Raw genomic sequence first — 21872 nt, 5'->3', positions numbered from 1 at the left:
GTCAGTAGAGGCTTCTGCGGGTACGCTGCACGGTGATGGCGATGGCCGTCAGTGCCACCAGCATAAGAAATATTCCCAGTCCAACCATGGCGTTAAAGCCATAGACTTTGAACAGCAGCAGACCGGCAATACAGCCGCTCAGGAATGAAAACACGGTAGTCAGATGGGTGTGCAGAACCTTCTGGAAAAAGCGACGATCGTCGGTTTCAAGATGCACGGCGTGAGAAGTATGGGCAAAGATCCACGACCCCAGCGCAATACCCGCATCGGTCAGCGTGCCGGTAATGTGGGTCGATCTGACGCGGCCATTGGAGAGCTGCGTCGAGGTCGCATTATGAATCCCCATTAAAAAGCCCAGCATTAACAGCACTTCCCCGTTAAAGCTTGGCCGGTAGAACACGATTTCAAAGATTGATGCCGCCGTCAGTGCCGCCCCTTCCGCCAGAATGATCAGACAGAATATGGTGCGTAACTTATGTCTGATCCCCACTACCACCGCCAGCCGGGCAACGGTACAACCCAGCACAAAGGCAATAATCAGTGCCATCAAAAACAGCATGGTATGGAGGTCGCTGGTGGTCACTTCCTGGGAGATTTGCGACGTGTTACCCGTCATATGCGATGGAAAAAATCCAAACGCGCCCAGCGCCATGGCATTAAGGATGCCGGCGGTGGTGGCAAGCACCAGCGCCAGCAGTCGATCTTCGGTATGCGAACGAACTTTCTTCTTTTTTATCAGCACAGGCTTCCCCACCTCAGGTGAATGCAAAACGTTCTTATAAGGCTTCAAGCATACAACCTGATGGAAATTATTCCTGTCAGAACCAGATAACTCTGATGAAATAAGCCATTAATTTTGCTGATTTTTATAAAGCTGATTCAGTTTACTTTTAAAAGTGTCAACGACGCGATGATTCACCAGCAGCTGATCACCAGAGAGGCTGACGGTGAACTCAGTCAACGATGAAGAGTTGCGCGCCTGTGGACGTAAAGGAGCGATGTGGTTCAGCATCGTCCGCCACCTGATAGCTGATGCCCGGTGTCAGCACGAAACGGCGACCATCTGCCAGTTCAGTGTGCAACTCACCCGCCATACACAGCAAAATATGGCCCTTTGTGCACCAGTGATCGGCGACATAGCCTGGTGAATAGTCGACCATCCGCACCCGGATATCGTTAAACTTCACGGTTCGCCAGGTCGCCTGCCCCTGGTCGCCGGGATGAATCGTCTCTTCAATCTGATCCCACTGGGTCAGGCCAAACGGCAGATTTTCAATTTTCATGCGATTCCCTCAAGGCTAAGTGCAGGATAAACGTCAGGCCAGAGCCTGGGTAACGGCCTCTTCCGCGTGGATAAGCGTGGTATCAAACAGTGGCACGCTGGCATCCGTGGCATCCACCAGCAGTGTGATTTCGGTGCAGCCCAGAATAATGGCCTCCGCCCCCTGCGCGACCAGCTGCTGCATGATCTCACCATAACGGCGACGCGACGCGGGATTGATCTCGCCCAGACAGAGCTCGTGGTAAATCACCTCATGCACAAAAATCCGATCCTCTCTATCCGGCGTGATCACCTCAAGACCAAACTGCTGCTGAAGTCGCCCGCGATAGAAATCCTGTTCCATGGTGAATCGCGTCGCCAGTAATCCGACCTTACGCACCCCGGCCTGCTGAATGCGCCGTCCGGTGGCGTCGGCGATATGCAGCAGCGGGATGCCCGTTGCGGCGCTGATTTGTGCTGCCACTTTATGCATGGTGTTGGTACAGAGTACGATGAACTGCGCGCCAGCCCGTTCCAGATTGCGTGCCGCTTCAGCCAGTATCTCTCCCGCCTGCTGCCACTCGCCCGCGGCCTGTAGCTGCTCAATGCGCTGAAAATCGACGCTATAGAGCACCAGCTCCGCCGAGTGCAGGCCGCCCAGCCGCTGTTTAACCAGCTGATTGAGAATACGGTAATAGAGCGCGGTAGACTCCCACGACATACCGCCTAACAGACCAATGACTTTCACAATGCACTCCGGGTTCAGGGGTTTTATTCCAGCATGCCAGATCGACATTGATCGGCAACGGCTTTGTTCAGTTGATACTGTTCTGAGGTCTGAAGCGTCGGGCAACCACCATTAACAGCACCACGCCAGCGCTCATGATCAGCCAGGCCTGAGTCATTGACGTTCCGCTATCACGCACCCAGCCTGCCAGCAGCGGCATCAGAGCCGCAATCAGATATCCGCCTCCCTGTACACGTGACAGCAGAATGCCCGCTTCTCTGGCACTGCGCGCATGATCCAGCGTGACGATCAGCGACAGCGGAAAGAGCGCACCGATGCCCGTACCCAGTAACAGTGAAGAGAGTATCGGCATCGTACCCGGGTAAAAGACCAGACTCAGCAGCCCCAGCAGCAACAGGGCCAGCACGCCGAGCAGCAGCGGACGGCGATCGGGAAAGCGATGTAACGTCGCCGAGACGATGAATCCTGCCACCACTTCGGTTAACGTCAGGGCCGCGAGCAGATAGCCACTGTGGCGAGCACTCCAGCCCAGTTGAATATAGAATGGCGGCAGCCAGGCCAGCACTAATGTATAAGCACCCGTGCCAATGCCGAAAAAGAGCATCAGCAACAGGGTACGCCGCACAGGCAGCGTCGCTGCATCAGAGGCCACGCTCACCTGCGGCGATCGTCTGACTAAAGTCAGCCAGATCAGCAGTGTGACCAGCGTTAACCCGCCGGAAAGCGCCAGCGCGGGTTGCAGGCCCAGCCATGAAAACAGCGGGTCGGCACCGGCAGCAGTCAGTGCCGCGCCCGCCATAATGCCCGTGCTGAACAGCGCCATCAGCGTCGCCGCGGCCTCAGCAAAGCGTTGCCGGATCAGAGCGGGCATCAGCGCCTGTATCACGCCAATTCCTGCGCCCCCCGCCAGCGCGGTGAGCAGCAGCTGAGAGGGAGTAAGCGTAACCCCGCGCCACAGGCAGGCGAACGTCAGACAGAGCAAACCGGCGGCGATTCCCTTTACCGGCCCGATGCGGGCAATCAGCCACGGGCCAGAGAGTGCGGCCAGGCCCATCATCGCCATCGGCAACGTGGTCAGCAGACTGAACGTCGTCGCCGACAACCCGGCCTGCAGTTGCAACACCGGGAACAGCGGGCCGATAATCGCCAGCATTGGGCGCAGGTTCAGCCCGATAAGAAAAGCGATCACGGCAAACAGAATGGGGAACAACACCTTATTTTTCATCATCGACGCCTTAACAGAGGATTGGCGATGACAGCAACGGGCTGCCAACATTTATCTTAACGTTAAGATAAATTCCCCCCGGTGTTAAGAGGCTGCGCACAACCCGACAACATAACCACAATATTTAAAGGTGATTTATGCATGACCATATTGATTTCGTTGTCAGTCAGTGGGACGACGCGATGCCCGATCTCGACGCCTCTTCAATGCGGATCTTCGGCAGGGTGCTGCGTCTGATGAAACATCTGGCGAAAGCGCGCAGTCAGGCACTGGAGCCTTTTGGTTTTCAGGAGGGAGAATTTGATGTGCTGGCGACATTGCGACGGGCGGGATCGCCTTTTCGCCTGTCGCCCACCCAGCTCTACCAGGCGCTGCTGGTGACGTCCGGTGCGATGACAAATCGTCTGAACCGGCTGGAGCAGCAGCATCTGATTGAGCGTATTGCCGCGCCAGAGGATAAGCGCAGCATGCTGGTCGGGCTGACGCCGCACGGGCAGCAGCAGATTGAGCATGCACTCCGCGTCCATACCGCTACGCAGGAGGCGGTGCTGGCCCCGCTTGGCGCTTCAGAGCGTGCCGAACTGGAAAGGTTGCTGAAAACGCTGCTGCTGGCGTGTCCAGGCGAAGCGACCGCCGCAGAATAGCGCCGTCAGCGCTGCAGTTCGGCCACCGTCATGGTGAAGATAACCGGCAGGTGATCGGCGCTGGCATAGGCATGCGGCATATCGGTTCGCGCTACGGCTGCACAGCCCTGCTGCACCACCAGGGTCTGCTCACCCACCGTTAAGGCGAGCGTGCCCTGCTCGACATGCAACAGTTCGAGTGTGCCTGAGGAGTGACCGGCAGAACGGAAAGCTTCGCCCGCAAACATCTGCCAGCGCCAGAGCTCGATCATATCCGGCCCACGGGTTCCCGCCAGCAGCTGCGCATAACCGCCCTGCTCACCCTGCCACAGCCGGGGCATTTCGCTGTTCTCAATCAGCCAGGCGTCAGGCGCATGCGAAACGTTGACGATATCTGCCACCGAGACGCCCAACGCGGCAGCCACTTTACAGAGAATGGCGATGCTGGGATTGGCGGCACCCTTTTCGATCTCCACCAGCATGCCTTTACTGACGCCAGCCCGGCGTGATAACTCATCCAGCGAGAGTTTCTGACTTTTACGCCAGCTTTTGATGCTGTCCGAAACAGCCTGATTGACACTGGCGACATCGGCACCCGCATCGGTCGTTATATTGACTTTTTTGGTCATCGGTCATTACTATGAAATAAATTAGTCACTGAGAGAGTATCCGATGTTATCTGTTCACCCGTCAATCGATCCTGCTGTTTTCGCGCTCGCTCCCGGCTTTCGTGCCATGAGTATTGTGGTGGAAGCCACACCGATTACCCGACCAGACGTTGCCAGCGATGCACTGAAAAGCGCATGCCAGCAGGTGTTAAATGATGATGCGACGTGGGCAGACGCGCATCTCGCCGCCTGGGCTGAGGTATTTAAAGCCTTTGGTGCCAAAGCGAAACGTACACCCTGTTCGGCAGAAGCATTGCGTAAGCGTGTGCTGCGGGATGGCGCATTGCCTGCCATCGATCCGGTTGTCGATCTCTATAACGCCATCAGCATTCGTTATGCGCTGCCGGTCGGAGGTGAAAATATCGAGGCCTATGCTGGCGAGCCACGCCTGGTGATAGCTGACGGCAGTGAACGTTTCGATACCGTTAAAGAGGGCGAGGTGGTTTATGAGTCGCCGGAACCGGGCGAAGTGATCTGGCGCGACGATCAGGGCGTGACCTGTCGCCGCTGGAACTGGCGTCAGGGTGTAAGAACCCGACTGGATGCCAGTGCGCAGCAGATGTGGTTCATTCTGGAAAGTCTGCCCGCTATGCCGCTCTCCGCGCTGCAACAGGCCAGCGACGATCTGGTTTCGGGATTACAGCAGATGATGCCGGGTGCGCAAATCAGTACGACGCTGATTGAAGCGCCAGCAAACTGAACATTGCCTCAACAGCGGCTGAACAAGGTTAACGGTGAGCGGAAACTGTGGCAGGATACGCGCCCTGCGTCTGGCCATACCCGGCTGACTTAACGGCACTCAACCGGTGACTAAAATGGCTAAAGTAAAATATATCCTGCCCCTGCTGCTGATCCTCGCCCTGACCGCCTGGTGGTTTATCCCACACGACAGTGAGGAAGATAAGGCGTATTACGTCGCGGTGTTGTGCGCGATTGATCATGATAGTAAGCAGCCCCTCGACCGGCAGATGCAGAACGTCATTGAAGGCGGCAACTCTGATTATGCGCTGCAAAAAATGGCTTATAAACCGGGGCTGGGCCGCAGCGTGATTGCTCGCTGGCAGCAACTGACACCTGATGAGCAGCAGCGCGCCGCCCAGGATAACCTCGCCTGCCAGCATATGCTGAAGCGCTGATTTCTGACGGGCGTGTTCAAATCGTTATTCATATGATTTCGCGCTGGTCATCATTATGGCCGCGCCCGTCCTGGCTTATCCCTACACATCTGAAATTAAAGTGTTTTTTGTCTACGACTTACAGGTAAGCGGGCTTATGAATCCCTGATAACCTGATGCCGGAAGAATATGGGCTTATGGCTGAGAATCCGCAAATCTCAAAAATTGAGTGAAACTAAAACGGGGATGCTGACAGTGGCACTTACGTTCATAAGCTTTCATTATGCAAAAGCCCGCATTAGCGGGCCCTGAGCGTCATTTCAGTATGTTGTATCTGTAGAGCAAATTTCCGAAATCCTGTTTCATGCTAACGAAAAGAAGAATCTGGATAGTATTGTCCACGAAATCGTACAGAACACGATACTCTCCTTCAACATCAAGACGTTCGCGTAACAAAAGCCCGCGCTCTGAAAGATAAGCATTGTAGCGATACCTTTCAGGATCCTGACTGATATTGTCGACTGAATCCATGAGTAGATTATCGACAAATGCAGCCGCTTGCTGCGCCCCAACTGTTCCGCTCTTATAGGACTCAATGTCCTTGAGACACTGTTCAGCCAGAGGCGCGATTACCAGCTGATATTGTTCTGACACTCAAAGCCTCTCTATTATTTTCTTGCGGCACGTAACCTTCCCAGAACGTCTTCAGGGGTCATGCCTTTGCCATCAGCGACTTCCTTTTTAGCTTGCAAGGCCAGCTTGAAAAGGGCGTTTATGTTTCTTTCCTGCTCGATCTCTCTAATCTCAGCCTGACGCTCAGCAGCAGTCTGGATGAAGAGTTCAGAGACGCCGTTTTTTGTTACGTATACTCCTCCTTCGAAGGCGGCAGCATTTCCGAGACTGTCTCTGGCAAGCTTCTGGGACATGGTTTGATTTGAGTTCATACATGATTTCCGATTAGACAGGACGGGTAAAATCAAAGGGATTGCCGGTAGAGCCATCCAGATTTCATCGTTGATTAAAAAATTTCACAGACCGTAAGATTTGAACTGCCCCTCTCTTTTCCGAGGGTCATAGGATGAATATAACCTACGAGTGAAATCGTGTACATATTTATCCACCCTATCCACGTTACTGAATCTGGATGGCAAGGCATCGTCCTGATAGGTTTAAAATCAGAAGGTAGTCATGCTATTCAATGTATTGTATATAGCACGCAACACAGGACCGGCGTTGATGTCTGAAATCGACTGAAATCGTCAAAAGATCGCCTTAACCACCAGCAATCACCTCTTCTGCCTGTTGCCGATTTGTTAACACAACCCGCTATCGACTCTCAGCCTGCTTTAATGCCAGTAGCCTGTATGGTATGAAATCACTTAAAATAGGAAAATATGACGATGCCAGAACGCAAAAATTATCCGCAACTGGGGGAAGTAAAAGCGCCTTATGTCCACGCAGTGAAACATGGCGTGACGCTGTATGTCTCTGGGCTGACCGCTTTCGGTACGGCGGCTCAGCAGGGAAATATGGCTGAACAGGCAGAGGCTATTTTTGATCAACTCAGGGCGGTTGCCGCAGCTGAGCATACGTCGCTCGCAGCGCTGCTGAAGGTCACGATATTCATCACCTCTTTCACAGAGATCACCGCGCTGCGGGAAGTCCTTTATCGCAACTACGGCGAGCATCTGCCCGCCAGCTCACTGGTACAGGTCAGCGGACTTTTCTCCACTGACCTGCGCATAGAGATTGAAGCCATTTTTGCCCTCTGAGTAGAAAACAACGACATTCCCGATGCTAGAGCTGCAGATCCGCGGCGGCTGCGCCCCGCGCCAGATAACCGATGCGATAGACTTCCTGCTCGCCAGCGGGGCGCTGGTGTGAAGCGTTAACGTTTACTCCCTGCCAGCGGCTCACATCCCAGGCGCTGATCCCTGTTGTTCCCGGCAGTGTCGTAAGGTCTGAATGCGGTGGAATCGTCCAGCGGTTCAGCGTTATAAAGCGGGCGTCGGCCAGATCAGGGATATGGGTCTGCCCCTCAAGCGCCAGCCAGCTTTCGATGATCGGCCAGCCAAAATCCCTGACCAGCGTCGCAAAGCCAGGACTTTGCAGGAAACGCTGCATACCACTCGCCTCCCGCCAGAAATAGAGCGGCGCATAACGGTTTTCATTCTGTCCGTCATCATCACGGCAAGTGTAAAGATATGCCTTGGCCACCAGCCCTGGAAAGCCATCAAGCCGGGCTCCGTTCAGACTGATGCGCTGTTCGATGATGCCCATGTCGTAGTCAGCGGGCAGGGTAAAACGGTAGTGCATGATAATCATAACGCCTCCTGTGCCAGCATCCGGCCGCCGCTAAAGCTCCACTCTTCGGTGCTGTTAAACTGAATGATGATCATCACGTCGTCAGGATCGATCGCCATCTCCGCCTGAAGCGTCGTACAGAGTGAATGATAAAACTGCTGCTTCTGTTGTCGGGTTCGCGGTCGGCCTGCTGTCACCTGAAACAGCACGAAATTATCGCTACGCCCGCCGCTGAGATAGTGACGATTAAATACCCGCTGTCCGGCGGGCAGCATCTCAATCACCTGAAAGCAATCATGCTCAGGAACGTCAAATTCCGCGACCAGCGCCTGCTGAAGCAGCGTGGAAATCTGATGCAGAGCCGCCTCGCTGTAGCCCTGACGCAGGGTAATTCGGGTAAAGGGCATCAGTGATTATCCTCCAGATAACCCAGCGCGGTGACGGCGGCGGGCCAGCCTGCGTAAAACGCCAGATGCGTGAAGCTCTCCACCAGCTCATCCTGCGTCAGTCCATTTTGCCGGGCGAAATCGATGTGCCACGGCAGCTGCTGGACCCGCCCCAGCGCGGTTAACGTTGCCAGCGTCAGCAGGCTGCGTTCACGCGGTGACAGCAGTTCGCGCTGCCAGATATCGCCAAACAGCACCTGCTGTGTCAGTTCGGCCAGTTTTGGCGCGCGCTGCGCCAGTGTTTCCCGATCAAGCGATTTTTTCATTGCACACTCCTCAGTGGTGAGACAGAGTGTCACTCAGGCCTTCAATCCTGAAAATCAAATTAATCAGCTATTACCATCCATAATTATAGGACAATAATGAAAAAGGTACCGGAGTCCCTCGATATGGATGCGCTGCGCAGTTTCGTCGCGGGCATTGATGCCGGCAGCTTTGCCCTGGCGGCACAGCATCTGTGTCGGTCTGCCTCGGCCGTGAGTGCGCAGCTTAAGAAACTGGAGCAGCAATGCGGCACGGCGCTGGTGATGAAAAAAGGGCGTCATGTGCAGCTGACCCGCAGCGGTGAACAGCTGATGAGTTACGCCAGACGCCTGCTGTCGCTGAACGATGAGACATTGCGGGCAGTGAAAGGCGAAGCGTTGCAGGGCGAAATACGCATCGGGATGCAGGAGGATTTTGGCGAGGCGTTGATGCCGGACATTCTCGGCGCGTTCAACCGGCAGCATCCGGAGGTGATGCTGACCGCACGCGTCGACAGAAATCTGCCGCTGCTTACGGCGCTGGCCCGTCATGAGCTGGACCTGGCGCTGCTGTGGCAGGCAGAGCAGCAGGCTGGCACGCAGTTAATTGGTCAGTGTCCGTTAGCCTGGTTACAGCATCCGGCGTTTGATCTGGCGGGATATCTGCAGCGCGGCGAGCCGCTGCCGCTGGTGGCATTCGATGCGCCGTGTGTCATGCGATCGCGCGCCATCGAGGCGCTGGATAAGGCAGGTATTCCGTGGCGGGTTGTGTTCACCAGCCACAGTCTTAGCGGGATCTGGGCGGCATTACAGGCCGGGCTGGGCATCACCCTGCGCACCCGCGCCGGGTTGCCGGAGACGCTGGTGATTGAATCACACCGGCTGCCAATGCCCGGCTATCTGGGTATCGCGCTCGCCCGCTCAGATCAGGGTGACGATCCGGCGCGAGCACTCTTGCAGCATCTGATCACGCAAGCCGCCCTGCCCTTTATTCAGCGCTGACTGCTGTCTGAAATGCCCGCTGAACCAGAGACGAACAGTATTTTGCTGAGATGTCGCGGTCACCGAACAGAATATGAAACATCACCGGCGCCACGACCACATCGATGATGCGATCAACGTCAAAGCCTGATTCGCCGCGTGCCTCGGCCCGACTTTTCAGTGTTTCAAGATGCTGATAGGTAAACCCACAGCATTTCTGGCTCGCCACTTCAGCCTGACTTCCTATCACATCAGCCAGAAGCTCACGACCGACTTTGGACGACATCTCTTCAGCATACTGCTGGATGAACGCGGTAAGATCGCCGGCCGTCGATCCGGTATCTTCCGGTTCTGCAATGGGCCGCATCCGTGCCACGGCCACATCCGCCAGCAACTGGGACAGATCGCCCCAGCGCCGATAGATCGTGGAAGGTGTCACACCTGCCTGTTCGGCGATCATCGGCACTGTAATAGCTGAACGATCAAGCGTTTCAAGCAACCGGTTAACGGTGTTATGCACTTCCGCCTGAATACGTGCGCTGCGCCCACCCTGCCGAATCATCTCCCTCGCCATCACTTTCTCCCGTTTTATCAGCCTGAACGTCATGGTTAAAGCAACGAAGTTGCATTAACAGATAGCGGCAGTGTACCGCATCTCAGGCTGAGCAGGCGCTAATGTGTGCTATCGGACGATTGAGAATCAAGGCTGCAGTTTACTCAGGACAGATTTAACCGGCTCGGCGGTGAGATGTGACGAACGGTTATCTGATGCGCCTATCCATAAAAGACTGACTGCCATAACTGCTGAAATAAAAATTGTACGAATATCCATAAAGCCTCCCCCTGATTAAGGTGGCTAAAGTAATCCACACAGCGGAGTATTAATCGCGGGATAAGAGAGGGTTTAAAGGGACTTAGTGCGAAAAGGTGGCGCAGATTTCGCCACGCCTGAATCACAAACGGGAAAGATCAGACAGATGCGGTAACGATGTTGCCAGCCGCAAGCCAGTCACGTCGTGTAAGGGTGTACATCAGGCTGGGAGGCAACCCCTCCGGATCGTCGACCTTTTTCAAAAAGGTTAAGCCGGCTTTTTCCAGTACCCGGCGCGAAGCCAGATGGTTTTCGCGCGTCACACCCGTAATGATGCTCAGCCCGGCCTCTTCGAATCCGTAACGAATGGCTCTGCGGGAAAGCTCGGTAGCATACCCTTTTCCCCAGGCAGCAGGCTCAAACCGGTAACCGAGATTATTCGTCTGACGACCGTCAAACTGGCTTCTGAACACACCGCCAAAACCAATAATTTTATCCGGATGGGCTTTCTCAAATATCGTCCAGTCGCCAAAACCCTGTTCCTGATAGCTCTGTAATATGCGCTCTATGGCCTGAATGGCATACGTTCTGTCGGGCCATGGACCTCGCGGGTTAAATTTATGCGTTTCGGGGTCGCCATAAATTCTGAAAAGGTCGTCAAGATCCTCGCGAAGAGTATATCTGTAGAGCAGCCGCTCTGATTCCCAAACCATCCTGCGCTCCTTTTGGGTGCTGAATAAGCAATCTTTACTCTTTATATCAGCAAGTTCTGCTGTCACCAACTCTGTTAATACTCTTAACGAACGGCGGCTAATTTCAGTGCACAAGGCGCGGTTTTCGTGCTCATCTGAATGCAGAATATGGATCTCTCATCAGAGGCTGTCACTACGTTGTGTTGTGCTTCTGATTTTGGTAAAGGGTGGGAAGAGGTTGCCGCCCCAGGTAATAAGCTGTTTTCGCGGCGGGAAGACGGATTCACCTGGGGCGATTGCCATAAAGGGTGGCGCACGGGTTCTGAATACGCTGCATGGGTGTTAAAGTGCTGCTTAAACTGGCGCGTCGGGTCTGTGTAGTCTCACCTTCAGCGTTATGAGGATCTGAATAGTGAAAGGAAAGTGCAAAAATGTCTGAACAGAGCAGCATTATCACTGAACTTACCGAACTTGAAGGTCTTTACGGCACGGTCGCCCGGCCCTCTGTCGCTAAAGAAACCGATCATATTCATCCCGCCTATCGTCCGTTTATCGCCGCCTCGCCTTTTGTGGCGCTGGCAACGTCGGGGCCTGAGGGACTGGATGTTTCACCGCGCGGCGATCCGGCCGGATTTATCGAAATCGAAGATGACAAGACCCTGTTATTACCCGACAGACGCGGCAATAACCGCATCGACAGCCTGCGCAACATTCTGCATGACAATCGGGTAGCGCTGCTTTTTCTCATCCCTGGCATTGGCGAGACGTTGCGCGTGAACGGCACAGCGGCGATCAGCACCGACCCGGCGCTGCTTGAGCGCTTTGCCATCAACAATCAGCTGCCAAAAACCGTATTGCGCATCACTGTGGAGAGCGTTTTCTTTCAGTGCAGCCGGGCGATTATTCGCTCCGGATTATGGGATGCCGAAACGCAGATCTCACGGCAGTCGCTGCCCAGCACCGGTTCGATCCTCAAACAGATTGCAGAGATTGATGGCGATGCCTACGACAAAGCGCTGCCTGAGCGATTGAAGAACTCACTTTATTAATCGCCGTTCAGGGCCTGGAGGCTTAACTTCCTCCAGCGTGCTGATGAGTGAAGTACTTATACTTTCGGAGCGGAGATCACAGTGCGCCTGCAGTCACGCCTCTAAGCGCAAACTGCGATAGCGTTACGCAAAGCTCTCCAGTATCTGCTTTGCATGCAGGTAGTCGTAAGAGGTCACTTCAATTTTATTATTACTGAGATCGCTGAAATAGACGGACATCGACACGTCGTGGTCACTGACGCTGAAAGGGATTTTATTCTTACGGAGTACAGGCATAAGTTCGTTGAAAAATGATGCTGCCACCCCGAAAGCCACCGTATGGCCTGGTGGCTGAGATTTTCGCAGGAAAAGAGAGAGTGATGCCCTGTTATTTCTTATGACCAGCGGCCCACCCTGTTCAAACCAGAAGTACAGGGAAGGGTCGCGTTCAAAGCCCAGGATCTCGTTGTACCACTTTTCTGCCTGTTCAATATTTTCAACGTAGAGATGGATATGATCGATCTCAGCTATCTTCATCATCTGGCTCCCTGATTGTTATTAACAGTGAGACTCGCCGAAATATTATTGATAAACAACCCGCAAAGCACATGACAACATGAAATTTACCATGATTCTTTATGGCGGACAGAGATTACCCTAAAGGCTCCTGCGACAATCATATTGCTTAGCTTGTTTAATTAAAGCCTCACTTATCCTTTTTTAAGCAGACCAGTGCAAACCTTCCTCGTTCCGCTACAGATTCTGATATATCGGAAGCCAGTTGAGTGGCCATGGAAAAGGCTTCATCACATATATTTTCTAATTCTTTAATCAGCATTTCTCCGGCTATACGCCGTACCATCGGTGAGCGGTCAAGTATGGCCATCCTTAAGATATCAATAAAAGGCCTGGAAACGGCTATTGTTTTTTCATTTAAAACAGGTACACGCCGTCGTACGCCAAAGGCTTTATCAATCCACTTCCATTCCATACCCTCGGACCAGATAATTTTGCCTTCGAACAGGCAGCGGTACGCCTTCGCACGCAGTGAGGGCTGAATGGAGGATTCAGCAATCTCAGACAGAAAATTATCTAATACTGACGTGCGTCCTGCTTGGGTAAAGACAGTTGCAGCAGGCCCCGAAGAAGTGCAGATAAGTCTTTTTTTCAGAGAGGCAGTGACGTTCTCCATTGAAATAATGTCTGTCAGTACCTCGTGTTCCTTCTCACCCGCTCTTCCCCATGAGGTCCAATAGGGAAGCGTTATAAACAAGACATCCACGATAACTTCCGGGTCAGAAGCTGCTGCGATTGAGGGAAGTGCTTCACGGGCGGCTTCTCTCACCTGAGGAACCCAATCATTTAACCTTCTGACGGCTAAGGCAAATAAAAAACTGTTGGGTGCACCAACTGATAATGTTCGTAATGCGCGTTCCCGCCGAAAACCATCTGCATGACATAAGTCCATCCACCTGAGAGAACCCACCTGCTGGATCTCAGCACCTGTCCGTTTATAACCTGATGTATAAAAAGATGAGTCAATCTGCCAGCGTATTAATCGCTCCCAGTCATCAAGACTTTTCAATGGCAGTTGTGACGTTGCAGCCACGAAAGCTGATATATCAGGCCGTATTCTCTGATAAAAAATATCGAAGGTGAGTGATTTTTTGACTGCTTCAGTAACTTCCTGTTTAAGGCTTTCCTGCAATAGCATGCGCCCTTTTCCCCAAATTAAATTTATAAAGGTTTGAGCTTATCTATAAAGTCACGGTGGCCCAAAGTCAACGTGCCTCTGCCAGCACATGAACTCCCGTCAGTAGAGGGTCAGTACATCAAATATCCTGATAAAAGGCTTGCCTCTGTCAAAAAGCAGACGTAACACCTTGAAGAGCTCTCACCGTTACAAACTCTCAGACACGCCTTCAGCCCCACCGCAATAAACGTTAAAGCAAAGATATTGCATTAAGGCACAGATAGCCGTATACCTTATTAAAAGCTAATACTTTGCATTAAGGTAATTTCATGAACCCCACATTGACGCCTCAGGCTGCTGCCCGCACCACGCTTTTCAGTTTTACCGGTGCGGCGCTGATCTCCGCCACCAGTAGTGCGCCAACGCCGCTCTACCCACTTTATCGCAGCCTGTTCCATTTGACGCCGACCATGCTGACGCTGATCTTTGGTGCCTATGCTTTCGCGTTACTGGCCGCGCTGCTGACGGTCGGTAAAGTGTCCGACTATACCGGCCGCCGCCCGCTGATGCTGCTGGCGCTGGCGATCAATGCGGTCGCGCTGGTGATCTTTATGTCTGCCGGTTCTGCGGCGACCTTAATCGCCGCCCGGATGGTGCAGGGCTTTGCAACCGGTATTGCCTTACCGACCTTTGGTGCCAGCCTGATTGACGCCAGTAAAACCCGTGGGCCACTGCTGAACTCATTCACCGCCTTTCTGGGGATGACGCTGGGCACGCTGGCGGGCGGCATACTGGTCACCTTTGCGCCCTTTCCCACGGTGACGCTTTACGCGCTGCTGCTGATACTGATGCTGGTTGCCATGGCGCTGTTGCCGCTAATACCAGAAACCATTGCGCCTCAGCCGGGTGTTCTGGCCGCACTGCGACCCCAGGTCAGCATACCGCGACGCGCGCTGGGCCCGCTGTTAATGGTGACGCCGGTTAACATCGCAACCTGGATGCTGGGCGGATTTTATCTTTCACTGATGCCCTCAATGGTGGCGAACGCAACCGGCCTGACATCGCCTTTTATCGGCGGCTCGATTGTGGCAACGCTGATGCTGAGCGCAACGGCAGCAGTATTTCTCTTTCGCCCGTTACCGCCCGCGCGGGCATTAGTTATCGGTACGCTGATGCTGATAGCGGGCGTCAGCGTCACTCTTGCGGGCCTTTCTCTGCACAGCGTGGCCTGGCTCTATCTCGGCACTGCCATTGCGGGTCAGGGATTTGGATCGATTTTCTCCAGCGTGCTGAAGATCATTATGCAGTTAGCTGAAAGTCATGAACGCGCCGGACTGTTCTCCGCCTTTTTGATCAAAAGCTATCTCGCCTTTGCCCTGCCTGCGATTGCCGCCGGAATGGCAGCGCCCCATATCGGGCTGAACCAGACCGCCTGGTTCTATGGCATGACTATCATCGTGCTGGCACTGGTGTCGCTGCTGGCGATCAGAGGTCGCGCTTTAGCCGGAGCGGCCAGTTAATAATCCCGCCCGACGCGGCCAGATATCTGCCGCGTCATCCACAAACGGCAATTTTCACTTACACTCAACGGATTAATTTCAGGCGCAGTTGCTGCGTAATACCGTGAGTATGATGTCGAAATCCCAATCTGATGCGGTTTTAGCCCGGTTCTCATCCGCCACACGACGCTGGTTTTCTGCCACCTTTGCTGCACCCACGCCGGTGCAGCAGGCGGCATGGCAGGCGATAGCCAGCGGAGAGCATGCGCTTGTGATCGCCCCGACCGGTTCAGGGAAGACGCTGGCGGCCTTACTCACCGCCATCGACACGCTGTTTCAGTTCCGAACCACCCAGCCCTCACCTGCACGTGAAACGACCACTCGCATTCTCTATATTTCACCGGTTAAAGCGCTGGCCGCGGACGTACAGCGCAACCTTAATCTGCCGCTGGCAGGCGTTTACGCTGAGCGGCAGGCGCTGAATGAGCCAGAGATCACTCTGAATATCGGAATGCGATCCGGCGATACGCCCAGTGCAGAGCGCGCCAGGCTGGTGCGCCGCCCGCCCGATATTCTGATCACCACACCCGAGTCACTGTTTCTGATGCTGACCTCAAAAGCGCGAACGACGCTGCAGGGCGTGACCACGGTCATCGTCGATGAGGTGCATGCGGTGGCGGGATCGAAGCGGGGTTCCCAGCTGGCGCTGAGCCTGGAGAGGCTCGATGCGCTGCTGCCACAGCCTGCCCAGCGTATCGGGCTTTCCGCCACGGTACGACCGGTTGAGCGGGTCGCCGCCTTCCTTGGCGGCTGTCAGCCCGTTCAGGTCGTTAATCCGGCCGCCGATCGGACGCTGCACCTGACCATCGAGGTTCCGGTCGAAGATATGACCGATATCGCCAGCCCCGATGACCTGACCGGTGAAGCCACCTCTGCCAGCGGTTCGATCTGGCCGCACATTGAAGCGCGCATTCTGCAGCAGGTCATGTCCCATCGCGCCACGCTGGTGTTTGTGAATTCGCGTGGCCTGGCGGAAAAGCTGACTGCGCGGCTCAATGCGCGTTATCTGGCGCAGCAGACAACCGCTGGCGATCGGGATGCAGAACGCGACGACAGTGACGATCTTATTGCCCGCTCACATCACGGTTCCGTCTCGAAGGAGCAGCGAGGCGAGATTGAAGCCGCATTGAAGCTGGGCAGACTGCGCTGCGTAGTGGCGACTTCCAGTCTGGAACTTGGCATTGATATGGGACCGGTGGATCTGGTGATCCAGGTGGGCGCACCGCTTTCAGTCGCCAGCGCACTGCAGCGGGTGGGACGCGCCGGACATCAGGTTGGCGGCGTATCAACCGGCATTCTGTTTCCGCGCACCCGACGCGATCTGCTGGATTCGGCCGTCATATTGCAGTCGATGCGTGCGGGCCAGCTCGATGCGCTGGCTCCGCCGCGTAACCCGCTCGATATTCTGGCGCAGCAAACCCTGGCGGCCGTCGCAATGGATCCCTTACAGGTCGATGATTGGTACGCGCAGGTCTGCCGGGCCGATCCGTTTCGCACTCTGTCGCGTCGGCTGTTTGATGCCACGCTCGATATGCTGGCGGGTAAGTTTCCCTCAGACGCTTTTGCTCAGCTACGGCCGCAGCTGGTGTGGGATCGTCAGAGCGGATTGCTGACGCCGCGACCCGGCGCTCAGCATCTGGCCGTGACCAGCGGCGGCACCATTCCCGATCGCGGCATGTTCAGCGTCATTCTGCCGGAAGGCGAAGAGCAGGCTGGCTCACGTCGTGTCGGCGAACTGGATGAAGAGATGGTCTATGAGTCGCGGGTCAATGACATTATTACTCTGGGCGCAACGTCGTGGCGGATTCAGCAGATTACCCACGACCAGGTACTGGTGGTACCTGCGCCAGGCCGTCCGGCTCGTCTGCCTTTCTGGCGCGGAGAAGGTGTGGGCCGCTCGGCCGATTCGGGTGCCAGCCTCGGGCTGTTTCTGCGTCATCTGAGTACGGCTTCACCGGTGGACGCGCAGGAGCAGTTGCGCGCGCTGGGGCTGGATGCCCGCGCAGTCACGAATCTGCTGGCTTTGCTGGCTGAACAACGCGCCGTCACCAGCGTACTGCCGGACGATCGCACGTTGCTGATTGAACGCTGCCGTGACGAAATCGGCGACTGGCGGATGATCCTGCATTCGCCCTGGGGAAAGCGGGTCAATGCGCCCTGGGCGCTGGCGATTGCCGCCCGAATCCAGCAACGCCTGGGCATTGATGCTTCTGTTGCGGCCAGCGATGACGGCATCGTGGCCCGCTTTCCCGCCAGTGAGGGAGTATTACCCGGCGCTGACCTGTTTATGTTCGACGCCGACCAGTTGACCCGGGAGGTTACTGAGAGTGTCGGTCAGTCGGCGCTGTTTGCCGCCCGCTTCCGTGAATGTGCCTCACGCGCTCTGCTGCTGCCGAGGCGTAATCCGGGCAAACGTTCGCCGCTCTGGCAGCAGCGGCTGCGCGCCGGTCAGTTGCTGGAAGTTGCACGACAGTATGACGATTTCCCCATCCTTATCGAAACAGCACGCGAATGTCTGCAGGATGTCTACGATCTGCCTGCCCTGCACCAGCTGATGGAACAGATGGCACAGGGAAAGGTAAAGCTGGTCGAGGTGACGACCGAACAGCCCTCCCCTTTTGCCGCGCCGCTGCTGTTTGGCTATGTTGCAGAGTTTATTTACGCCAGCGACGCCCCCCTGGCAGAACGGCGCGCCTCACTGCTGGCGCTCGACAGTAACCTGCTGGGTGAGCTGCTCGGCCAGACCAGCAAACGTGATTTGCTGGCACCTTACGTCGTTGAGCAGGTTGAACAGGAACTGCAGCGCATCGATTCCCGCTATCAGGCACAACACGCCGAAGGCATTATCGATCTGCTGCGCGATCTTGGCCCGCTCGCGGTTGCCGGTATTGCGGCACGTTTCAGTGGCAACGCCCAGCAGATCGCGGAAGCCATAACGCAGTTCGATGCCGCGCAGCGAATGATCCCGATCACCCTTGCCGGTGAAGAGCGCTGGGCGAACATTGAAGATGCAGCCCGCCTGCGCGATGCACTGGCCGTTGTACTGCCTGACGATCTGCCCGAAACATTTCTGGAGCCGCAGGCCGATCCGCTACGCGATCTCATTAACCGCTACGCCCGAACCCATACCCTGTTCACTGCCCGACAGCTGGCCACGTATTTTGGTCTGGGTATCGCCATTGTGAATAAGGTGCTGCTTTCCCTGCATCAGCAGGGCAACCTGCTCAATATGGGTTCGCCAGAGGGCGCATCGGATACGGAGTGGGTTTCCACAGAGATCTTCAAACGGTTACGCTTGCGTTCACTGCAATCAGCACGTGAAGCAACCCGGCCTGTTCCACCTGCCGCCTGGATCAACCTGCTGCTGGAGCGTCACGGTGTGCTTAACACGCAGCGTGAAGAGCATCACGGGGTTAACGGGCTGTTGCGGGTAGTTGAGCAACTTGCGGGCGTGCCGCTACCGGCCTCGCTGTGGGAGTCACAAATCCTGCGCGCCAGGATAGCCGACTATCAGCCCGCGATGCTCGATGAACTGTTAGCCAGTGGCGAGGTTACCTGGTGCGGACACAAAGCGCTGGGTCAGAATGATGGGTTGATCTCGCTGCACCTCACGGAATATGCCGCTGAAACACTGCCAGTGATTGACACTACGCAGCCTCTGACGCCGATTCAGCAGGCGACTCTCGACGCCCTTAGCCGGGGTGGCTCGTGGTTTGTTCATGAGATCATGGCACAGATGGACGAGGCAGAGACGCAAACCACCGACGTTTATGCTGCCCTGTGGCAACTGGTGTGGCAAGGCTATGTCACCGCCGATAGCTGGATTGCGGTGCGTGGGCTGCTGACCACGCCAGGCGCCCCCCGTTCACGTCCCGCGCGTACCCTGCGCACCCGTTTTGGTCAGCGTTTTACCCCGGGCGCACTTTCTGCACGCCGACCGACGGTCAACACGCTGGCTGGTCGCTGGTCGCGGATTAACCGACAGGAGATTGATCCTGCCCGGCTGGCCCTGTCGCTGGTGGAAAATCTTCTCGACCGTTATGGGGTAATCAGCCGTGGTAGCGCGATATCGGAACAGATCCCGGGAGGATTCCCGGCGTTACAGCCGGTATTACGCAGCATGGAAGATGCCGGACGGCTGCTGCGTGGCCGGTTTGTCGCTGGTGCGGGCGGCGCGCAGTTTGCCGACCATAACACCATTGAGCGGCTGCGGGAGCTGGCAGAAAAGCCGCTGACCGCGACAGAGGCTGTGGCGCTGGCCGCACCGGACCCGGCAAATCCGTTTGGCGCGTTACTGAGCTGGCCGCTCCACGCCAGCGGCATCCGCCCGACCCGCCGTCAGGGGGGACGCGTGGTGATTGCAGGCGGCGCGCTGGTGCTTTATCTGACGCCGGGAGGCAAAGAGTTGCTGACATTCATCGACGATCCCGCGCTGCAGCAGGTCGCGGTGGCGGCGCTGGGCCTGGCACTGAAGCGTGAAAAGCCCGCGAGTTTCACGCTTGAGAAGGTAGATGGTGAACCGGTTTCGCAGTCACCGCTGCTTAACGCGTTGCGACATGCCGGATTTTCACGGGTGCCACAGGGGTTTAGCTGGTATAGCTGAGTTGTTTTCGCGCCCGTTTTTTTCGCGTCCGTTTTTTTCGCGCACAAAGTCGATAAATGCCTGAAGCGGGGCGGGGATCAGGCGGCGATCGTTGTAATAGAGCCACGGACCGGAGAAAGTCAGCCACCAGGGTTGCAGCAGCGGTTCCAGCCTGCCGCTGTCAAGGGCTGGCCTGAGCCACTCGTCAAACAGATATATCACGCCGCTTCCGGCGATGGCCGCCTCCACCGCCAGATCCATTGCGCCACCGACCGAAACCACCAGCGGCACGCTGGTTTCAACGCTGATCTCTTCGCCCTCGAGGCTGAAGGTCCAGTCAGCCATGATGCCGCTGGCATAACGGCCACGCAGACAGCGATGATGGATCAGGTCGCGCGGATGTTCCGGTCGGCCATGTTCTGCCAGATAAGCCGGAGAAGCCGCCAGCGCGAACCGTTGCTGTCTGGGGCCAATGGGCATCGCCACCATATCCTGCTCCAGCCGCTCATCATAACGAATCCCGGCGTCACAACCGTCACGAAAGACATCCTGCACGCTGCTCTCCGCCACAATTTCCAGCCGGATGTCGGGATAACGCTGCAAAAATTCCGGCACCAGCCGGGTTGCACTGACCGGCACATTCAGCCGCAGCGTGCCACCAGGGGTGTTACGGTAGCGATTCACCGCATCCAGCGCGGCGTTAACTTCATTGATCGCGGGCAGCAGACGTTCCATCAGCGCCCTGCCCGCTTCGGTTAACACCACGGTGCGGGTGGTACGGTGAAACAGACGAATACCCAGCTGTTGTTCCGCCCGTCGTACCGCATCGCTCAGGCGTGACGCATTGCTGCCGGTGACGCGTGCCGCTTCCCGAAACCCTCCCGCTTTTGCCACCGCCACGACGGCATCCAGCAGCGCCATATCGATCGCCATTGTGCATCACCCCGTACAGTCTGTCCTGATTTCACCGGATAGTTGCACAGCTGAATCACCGTTACAATTGATCTACATTCACGCAGGAGGTTTTCATGTCAAACACCACCATGACTTTTACGTTAGGCGATCGTGAAGTTAACCGTATCGGCTACGGCGCAATGCAACTGGCCGGGCCGGGCGTGTTCGGCCCGGTAAAAGATGAAGCCCGGGCAATCCGGGTTTTGCGCGACGCTGTCGCGGCAGGCGTTAATCATATCGACACCAGCGATTTTTACGGTCCGCACGAAACCAACCAGCTGATTAAAAAGGCGCTACATCCCTATCCGCAGGATCTCTGCATCGTCACCAAAGTGGGTGCCCGACGCGACGCCAAAGGCGGCTGGCTGGCGGCGATGGAGCCAGAGGCGCTGACGCAGGCAGTTGAAGATAACCTGCGCAACCTGGGGCTGGATGTGATTGAAGTGGTGAACCTGCGCAGTATGTTGCATCCGGCCAGGCCCAAAGAAGGCTCTCTTAAGCCACAACTGGAGGCGCTGCTGGCGTTACAGGCACGCGGACTGATTCGCCATATTGGACTGAGTAACGTTACCGCCACGCAGATCGCAGAAGCTCAGGCGATGACGCCGATTGTCTGCGTGCAGAATATGTATAACCTGGCGCATCGACAGGATGATGAGCTGGTGGATCAGCTGGCGCAGCAGGGAATTGCGTATGTGCCGTTCTTCCCGCTGGGCGGCTTCTCTCCGTTGCAGTCGGATCAGCTTAATGAAGTGGCTACATCCCTGAATGCCACGCCGATGCAGGTCGCGCTCGCGTGGCTGCTGCGGCGATCGCCAAATATTCTGCTGATTCCAGGCACCTCTTCCCCGGAACATCTTAAAGAGAATCTTACCAGCGGCAGCCTGGAACTGTCGGATGAGGTGATGGAAAAGTTGAACGCTATTTAACATCAGGCCCG

At 55.9% G+C, this 21872-nt stretch carries 25 protein-coding genes; 9 read left to right on the top strand and 16 right to left on the bottom strand.

Going from position 1 to position 21872, the window contains the following annotated elements; all coding sequences use genetic code 11:
• Position 1: 1 nt before the first annotated feature.
• The 4 genes from ACK13D_RS01915 to ACK13D_RS01900 all read right to left on the bottom strand — a co-directional run bounded on the left by ACK13D_RS01915 (position 2) and on the right by ACK13D_RS01900 (position 3234).
• Entirely contained in the window at positions 2–742 is a 741-nt protein-coding gene (locus ACK13D_RS01915; protein ID WP_029519590.1) for a YoaK family protein, read from the bottom strand.
• 211 nt (positions 743–953) lie between these two features.
• Positions 954–1283 carry a DHCW motif cupin fold protein gene (locus tag ACK13D_RS01910; RefSeq protein ID WP_033787180.1) on the bottom strand — a complete coding sequence of 110 codons (330 nt, stop codon included), beginning with the start codon at positions 1281–1283 and terminating at the stop codon, positions 954–956.
• A gap of 33 nt (positions 1284–1316) precedes the next feature.
• Positions 1317–2009 (bottom strand): aspartate/glutamate racemase family protein, encoded by a 693-nt coding sequence (locus ACK13D_RS01905; RefSeq protein WP_167423122.1) that lies wholly within the window; start codon positions 2007–2009, stop codon positions 1317–1319.
• A 67-nt stretch (positions 2010–2076) separates the two neighbouring features.
• Positions 2077–3234: an MFS transporter gene (locus ACK13D_RS01900; RefSeq protein WP_192073163.1), complete on the bottom strand. Its 1158-nt coding sequence runs from the start codon at positions 3232–3234 to the stop codon at positions 2077–2079.
• Between the two features lie 137 nt (positions 3235–3371).
• Here ACK13D_RS01900 and ACK13D_RS01895 point away from each other — a divergent pair, with 137 nt between their 5' ends.
• Complete coding sequence (locus tag ACK13D_RS01895; protein WP_010670568.1) at positions 3372–3878, top strand: MarR family winged helix-turn-helix transcriptional regulator; 507 nt, start codon at positions 3372–3374, stop codon at positions 3876–3878.
• 5 nt (positions 3879–3883) lie between these two features.
• On the opposite strand, the gene ACK13D_RS01890 is transcribed toward ACK13D_RS01895, so the two are convergent.
• Positions 3884–4486, bottom strand: a complete 603-nt coding sequence (locus tag ACK13D_RS01890) for a helix-turn-helix transcriptional regulator (protein WP_010670569.1) — start codon at positions 4484–4486, stop codon at positions 3884–3886.
• Between the two features lie 43 nt (positions 4487–4529).
• Here ACK13D_RS01890 and ACK13D_RS01885 point away from each other — a divergent pair, with 43 nt between their 5' ends.
• Both ACK13D_RS01885 and ACK13D_RS01880 read left to right on the top strand, forming a co-directional pair.
• Positions 4530–5225: a B3/B4 domain-containing protein gene (locus ACK13D_RS01885; RefSeq protein WP_022624553.1), complete on the top strand. Its 696-nt coding sequence runs from the start codon at positions 4530–4532 to the stop codon at positions 5223–5225.
• 115 nt (positions 5226–5340) lie between these two features.
• On the top strand, positions 5341–5661 hold the full coding sequence (locus ACK13D_RS01880) for a hypothetical protein (protein WP_418795534.1): 321 nt from the start codon (positions 5341–5343) through the stop codon (positions 5659–5661).
• Between the two features lie 294 nt (positions 5662–5955).
• On the opposite strand, the gene ACK13D_RS01875 is transcribed toward ACK13D_RS01880, so the two are convergent.
• Together ACK13D_RS01875 and ACK13D_RS01870 are read right to left on the bottom strand one after the other, a co-directional pair.
• Positions 5956–6294: a type II toxin-antitoxin system RelE/ParE family toxin gene (locus tag ACK13D_RS01875; RefSeq protein WP_010246865.1), complete on the bottom strand. Its 339-nt coding sequence runs from the start codon at positions 6292–6294 to the stop codon at positions 5956–5958.
• A gap of 14 nt (positions 6295–6308) precedes the next feature.
• Positions 6309–6584, bottom strand: a complete 276-nt coding sequence (locus ACK13D_RS01870; RefSeq protein WP_010246864.1) for a hypothetical protein — start codon at positions 6582–6584, stop codon at positions 6309–6311.
• A 450-nt stretch (positions 6585–7034) separates the two neighbouring features.
• Between ACK13D_RS01870 and ACK13D_RS01865 the strand changes: the two genes are divergently transcribed.
• On the top strand, positions 7035–7412 hold the full coding sequence (locus ACK13D_RS01865; protein ID WP_029519589.1) for a RidA family protein: 378 nt from the start codon (positions 7035–7037) through the stop codon (positions 7410–7412).
• A gap of 25 nt (positions 7413–7437) precedes the next feature.
• On the opposite strand, the gene ACK13D_RS01860 is transcribed toward ACK13D_RS01865, so the two are convergent.
• The 3 genes from ACK13D_RS01860 to ACK13D_RS01850 are packed head-to-tail and all read right to left on the bottom strand — an operon-like array spanning position 7438 to position 8656.
• Positions 7438–7965, bottom strand: coding sequence for a DUF4865 family protein (locus tag ACK13D_RS01860; protein ID WP_187493028.1), 528 nt, complete (start codon positions 7963–7965; stop codon positions 7438–7440).
• Positions 7962–8351, bottom strand: a complete 390-nt coding sequence (locus tag ACK13D_RS01855) for a tautomerase family protein (protein WP_010246861.1) — start codon at positions 8349–8351, stop codon at positions 7962–7964. The genes ACK13D_RS01860 and ACK13D_RS01855 overlap by 4 nt, the downstream gene beginning before the upstream one ends.
• Positions 8351–8656 (bottom strand): carboxymuconolactone decarboxylase family protein, encoded by a 306-nt coding sequence (locus ACK13D_RS01850; protein WP_010246860.1) that lies wholly within the window; start codon positions 8654–8656, stop codon positions 8351–8353. Before ACK13D_RS01850 ends, ACK13D_RS01855 begins: the two co-directional genes overlap by 1 nt.
• Before the next feature lie 96 nt (positions 8657–8752).
• Here ACK13D_RS01850 and ACK13D_RS01845 point away from each other — a divergent pair, with 96 nt between their 5' ends.
• On the top strand, positions 8753–9634 hold the full coding sequence (locus tag ACK13D_RS01845; protein WP_418795530.1) for a LysR substrate-binding domain-containing protein: 882 nt from the start codon (positions 8753–8755) through the stop codon (positions 9632–9634).
• Here ACK13D_RS01845 and ACK13D_RS01840 read toward each other — a convergent pair.
• The 3 genes from ACK13D_RS01840 to ACK13D_RS01830 all read right to left on the bottom strand — a co-directional run bounded on the left by ACK13D_RS01840 (position 9621) and on the right by ACK13D_RS01830 (position 11137).
• Positions 9621–10187: a TetR/AcrR family transcriptional regulator gene (locus tag ACK13D_RS01840; RefSeq protein ID WP_022624560.1), complete on the bottom strand. Its 567-nt coding sequence runs from the start codon at positions 10185–10187 to the stop codon at positions 9621–9623. The two genes, ACK13D_RS01845 and ACK13D_RS01840, sit on opposite strands and share 14 nt — an antisense overlap.
• A 126-nt stretch (positions 10188–10313) precedes the next feature.
• A complete protein-coding gene (locus tag ACK13D_RS01835) occupies positions 10314–10445 on the bottom strand; it encodes a hypothetical protein (RefSeq protein ID WP_010670579.1) in 132 nt (43 codons plus the stop codon).
• A 137-nt stretch (positions 10446–10582) separates the two neighbouring features.
• On the bottom strand, positions 10583–11137 hold the full coding sequence (locus ACK13D_RS01830) for a GNAT family N-acetyltransferase (protein WP_089414709.1): 555 nt from the start codon (positions 11135–11137) through the stop codon (positions 10583–10585).
• A 410-nt stretch (positions 11138–11547) separates the two neighbouring features.
• Between ACK13D_RS01830 and ACK13D_RS01825 the strand changes: the two genes are divergently transcribed.
• A complete protein-coding gene (locus ACK13D_RS01825; RefSeq protein ID WP_010246855.1) occupies positions 11548–12165 on the top strand; it encodes a pyridoxamine 5'-phosphate oxidase family protein in 618 nt (205 codons plus the stop codon).
• A 123-nt stretch (positions 12166–12288) separates the two neighbouring features.
• On the opposite strand, the gene ACK13D_RS01820 is transcribed toward ACK13D_RS01825, so the two are convergent.
• Together ACK13D_RS01820 and ACK13D_RS01815 are read right to left on the bottom strand one after the other, a co-directional pair.
• Positions 12289–12681, bottom strand: a complete 393-nt coding sequence (locus tag ACK13D_RS01820; RefSeq protein WP_010246853.1) for a VOC family protein — start codon at positions 12679–12681, stop codon at positions 12289–12291.
• 169 nt (positions 12682–12850) lie between these two features.
• Positions 12851–13858 (bottom strand): hypothetical protein, encoded by a 1008-nt coding sequence (locus ACK13D_RS01815; protein WP_062759005.1) that lies wholly within the window; start codon positions 13856–13858, stop codon positions 12851–12853.
• Between the two features lie 308 nt (positions 13859–14166).
• Here ACK13D_RS01815 and ACK13D_RS01810 point away from each other — a divergent pair, with 308 nt between their 5' ends.
• Positions 14167–15357, top strand: coding sequence for an MFS transporter (locus tag ACK13D_RS01810; protein ID WP_418795527.1), 1191 nt, complete (start codon positions 14167–14169; stop codon positions 15355–15357).
• Positions 15358–15469: 112 nt separating this feature from the next.
• Complete coding sequence (locus ACK13D_RS01805) at positions 15470–19999, top strand: ATP-dependent helicase (protein WP_445322324.1); 4530 nt, start codon at positions 15470–15472, stop codon at positions 19997–19999.
• On the opposite strand, the gene ACK13D_RS01800 is transcribed toward ACK13D_RS01805, so the two are convergent.
• Positions 19964–20911 (bottom strand): LysR family transcriptional regulator, encoded by a 948-nt coding sequence (locus tag ACK13D_RS01800; protein WP_418795524.1) that lies wholly within the window; start codon positions 20909–20911, stop codon positions 19964–19966. The two genes, ACK13D_RS01805 and ACK13D_RS01800, sit on opposite strands and share 36 nt — an antisense overlap.
• A 95-nt stretch (positions 20912–21006) precedes the next feature.
• On the opposite strand from ACK13D_RS01800, the gene ACK13D_RS01795 reads away from it, so the two are divergent.
• Positions 21007–21861, top strand: coding sequence for an aldo/keto reductase family oxidoreductase (locus tag ACK13D_RS01795; RefSeq protein ID WP_418795522.1), 855 nt, complete (start codon positions 21007–21009; stop codon positions 21859–21861).
• Positions 21862–21872 lie beyond the last annotated feature (11 nt).

Source organism: Pantoea sp. K16 (genome assembly GCF_048452805.1).
In the GTDB taxonomy this organism is placed as follows: domain Bacteria; phylum Pseudomonadota; class Gammaproteobacteria; order Enterobacterales; family Enterobacteriaceae; genus Pantoea; species Pantoea agglomerans.
The sequence above is the reverse complement of the archived record's forward strand: the minus strand, read 5'-3'. Positions and strand labels throughout refer to the sequence as shown.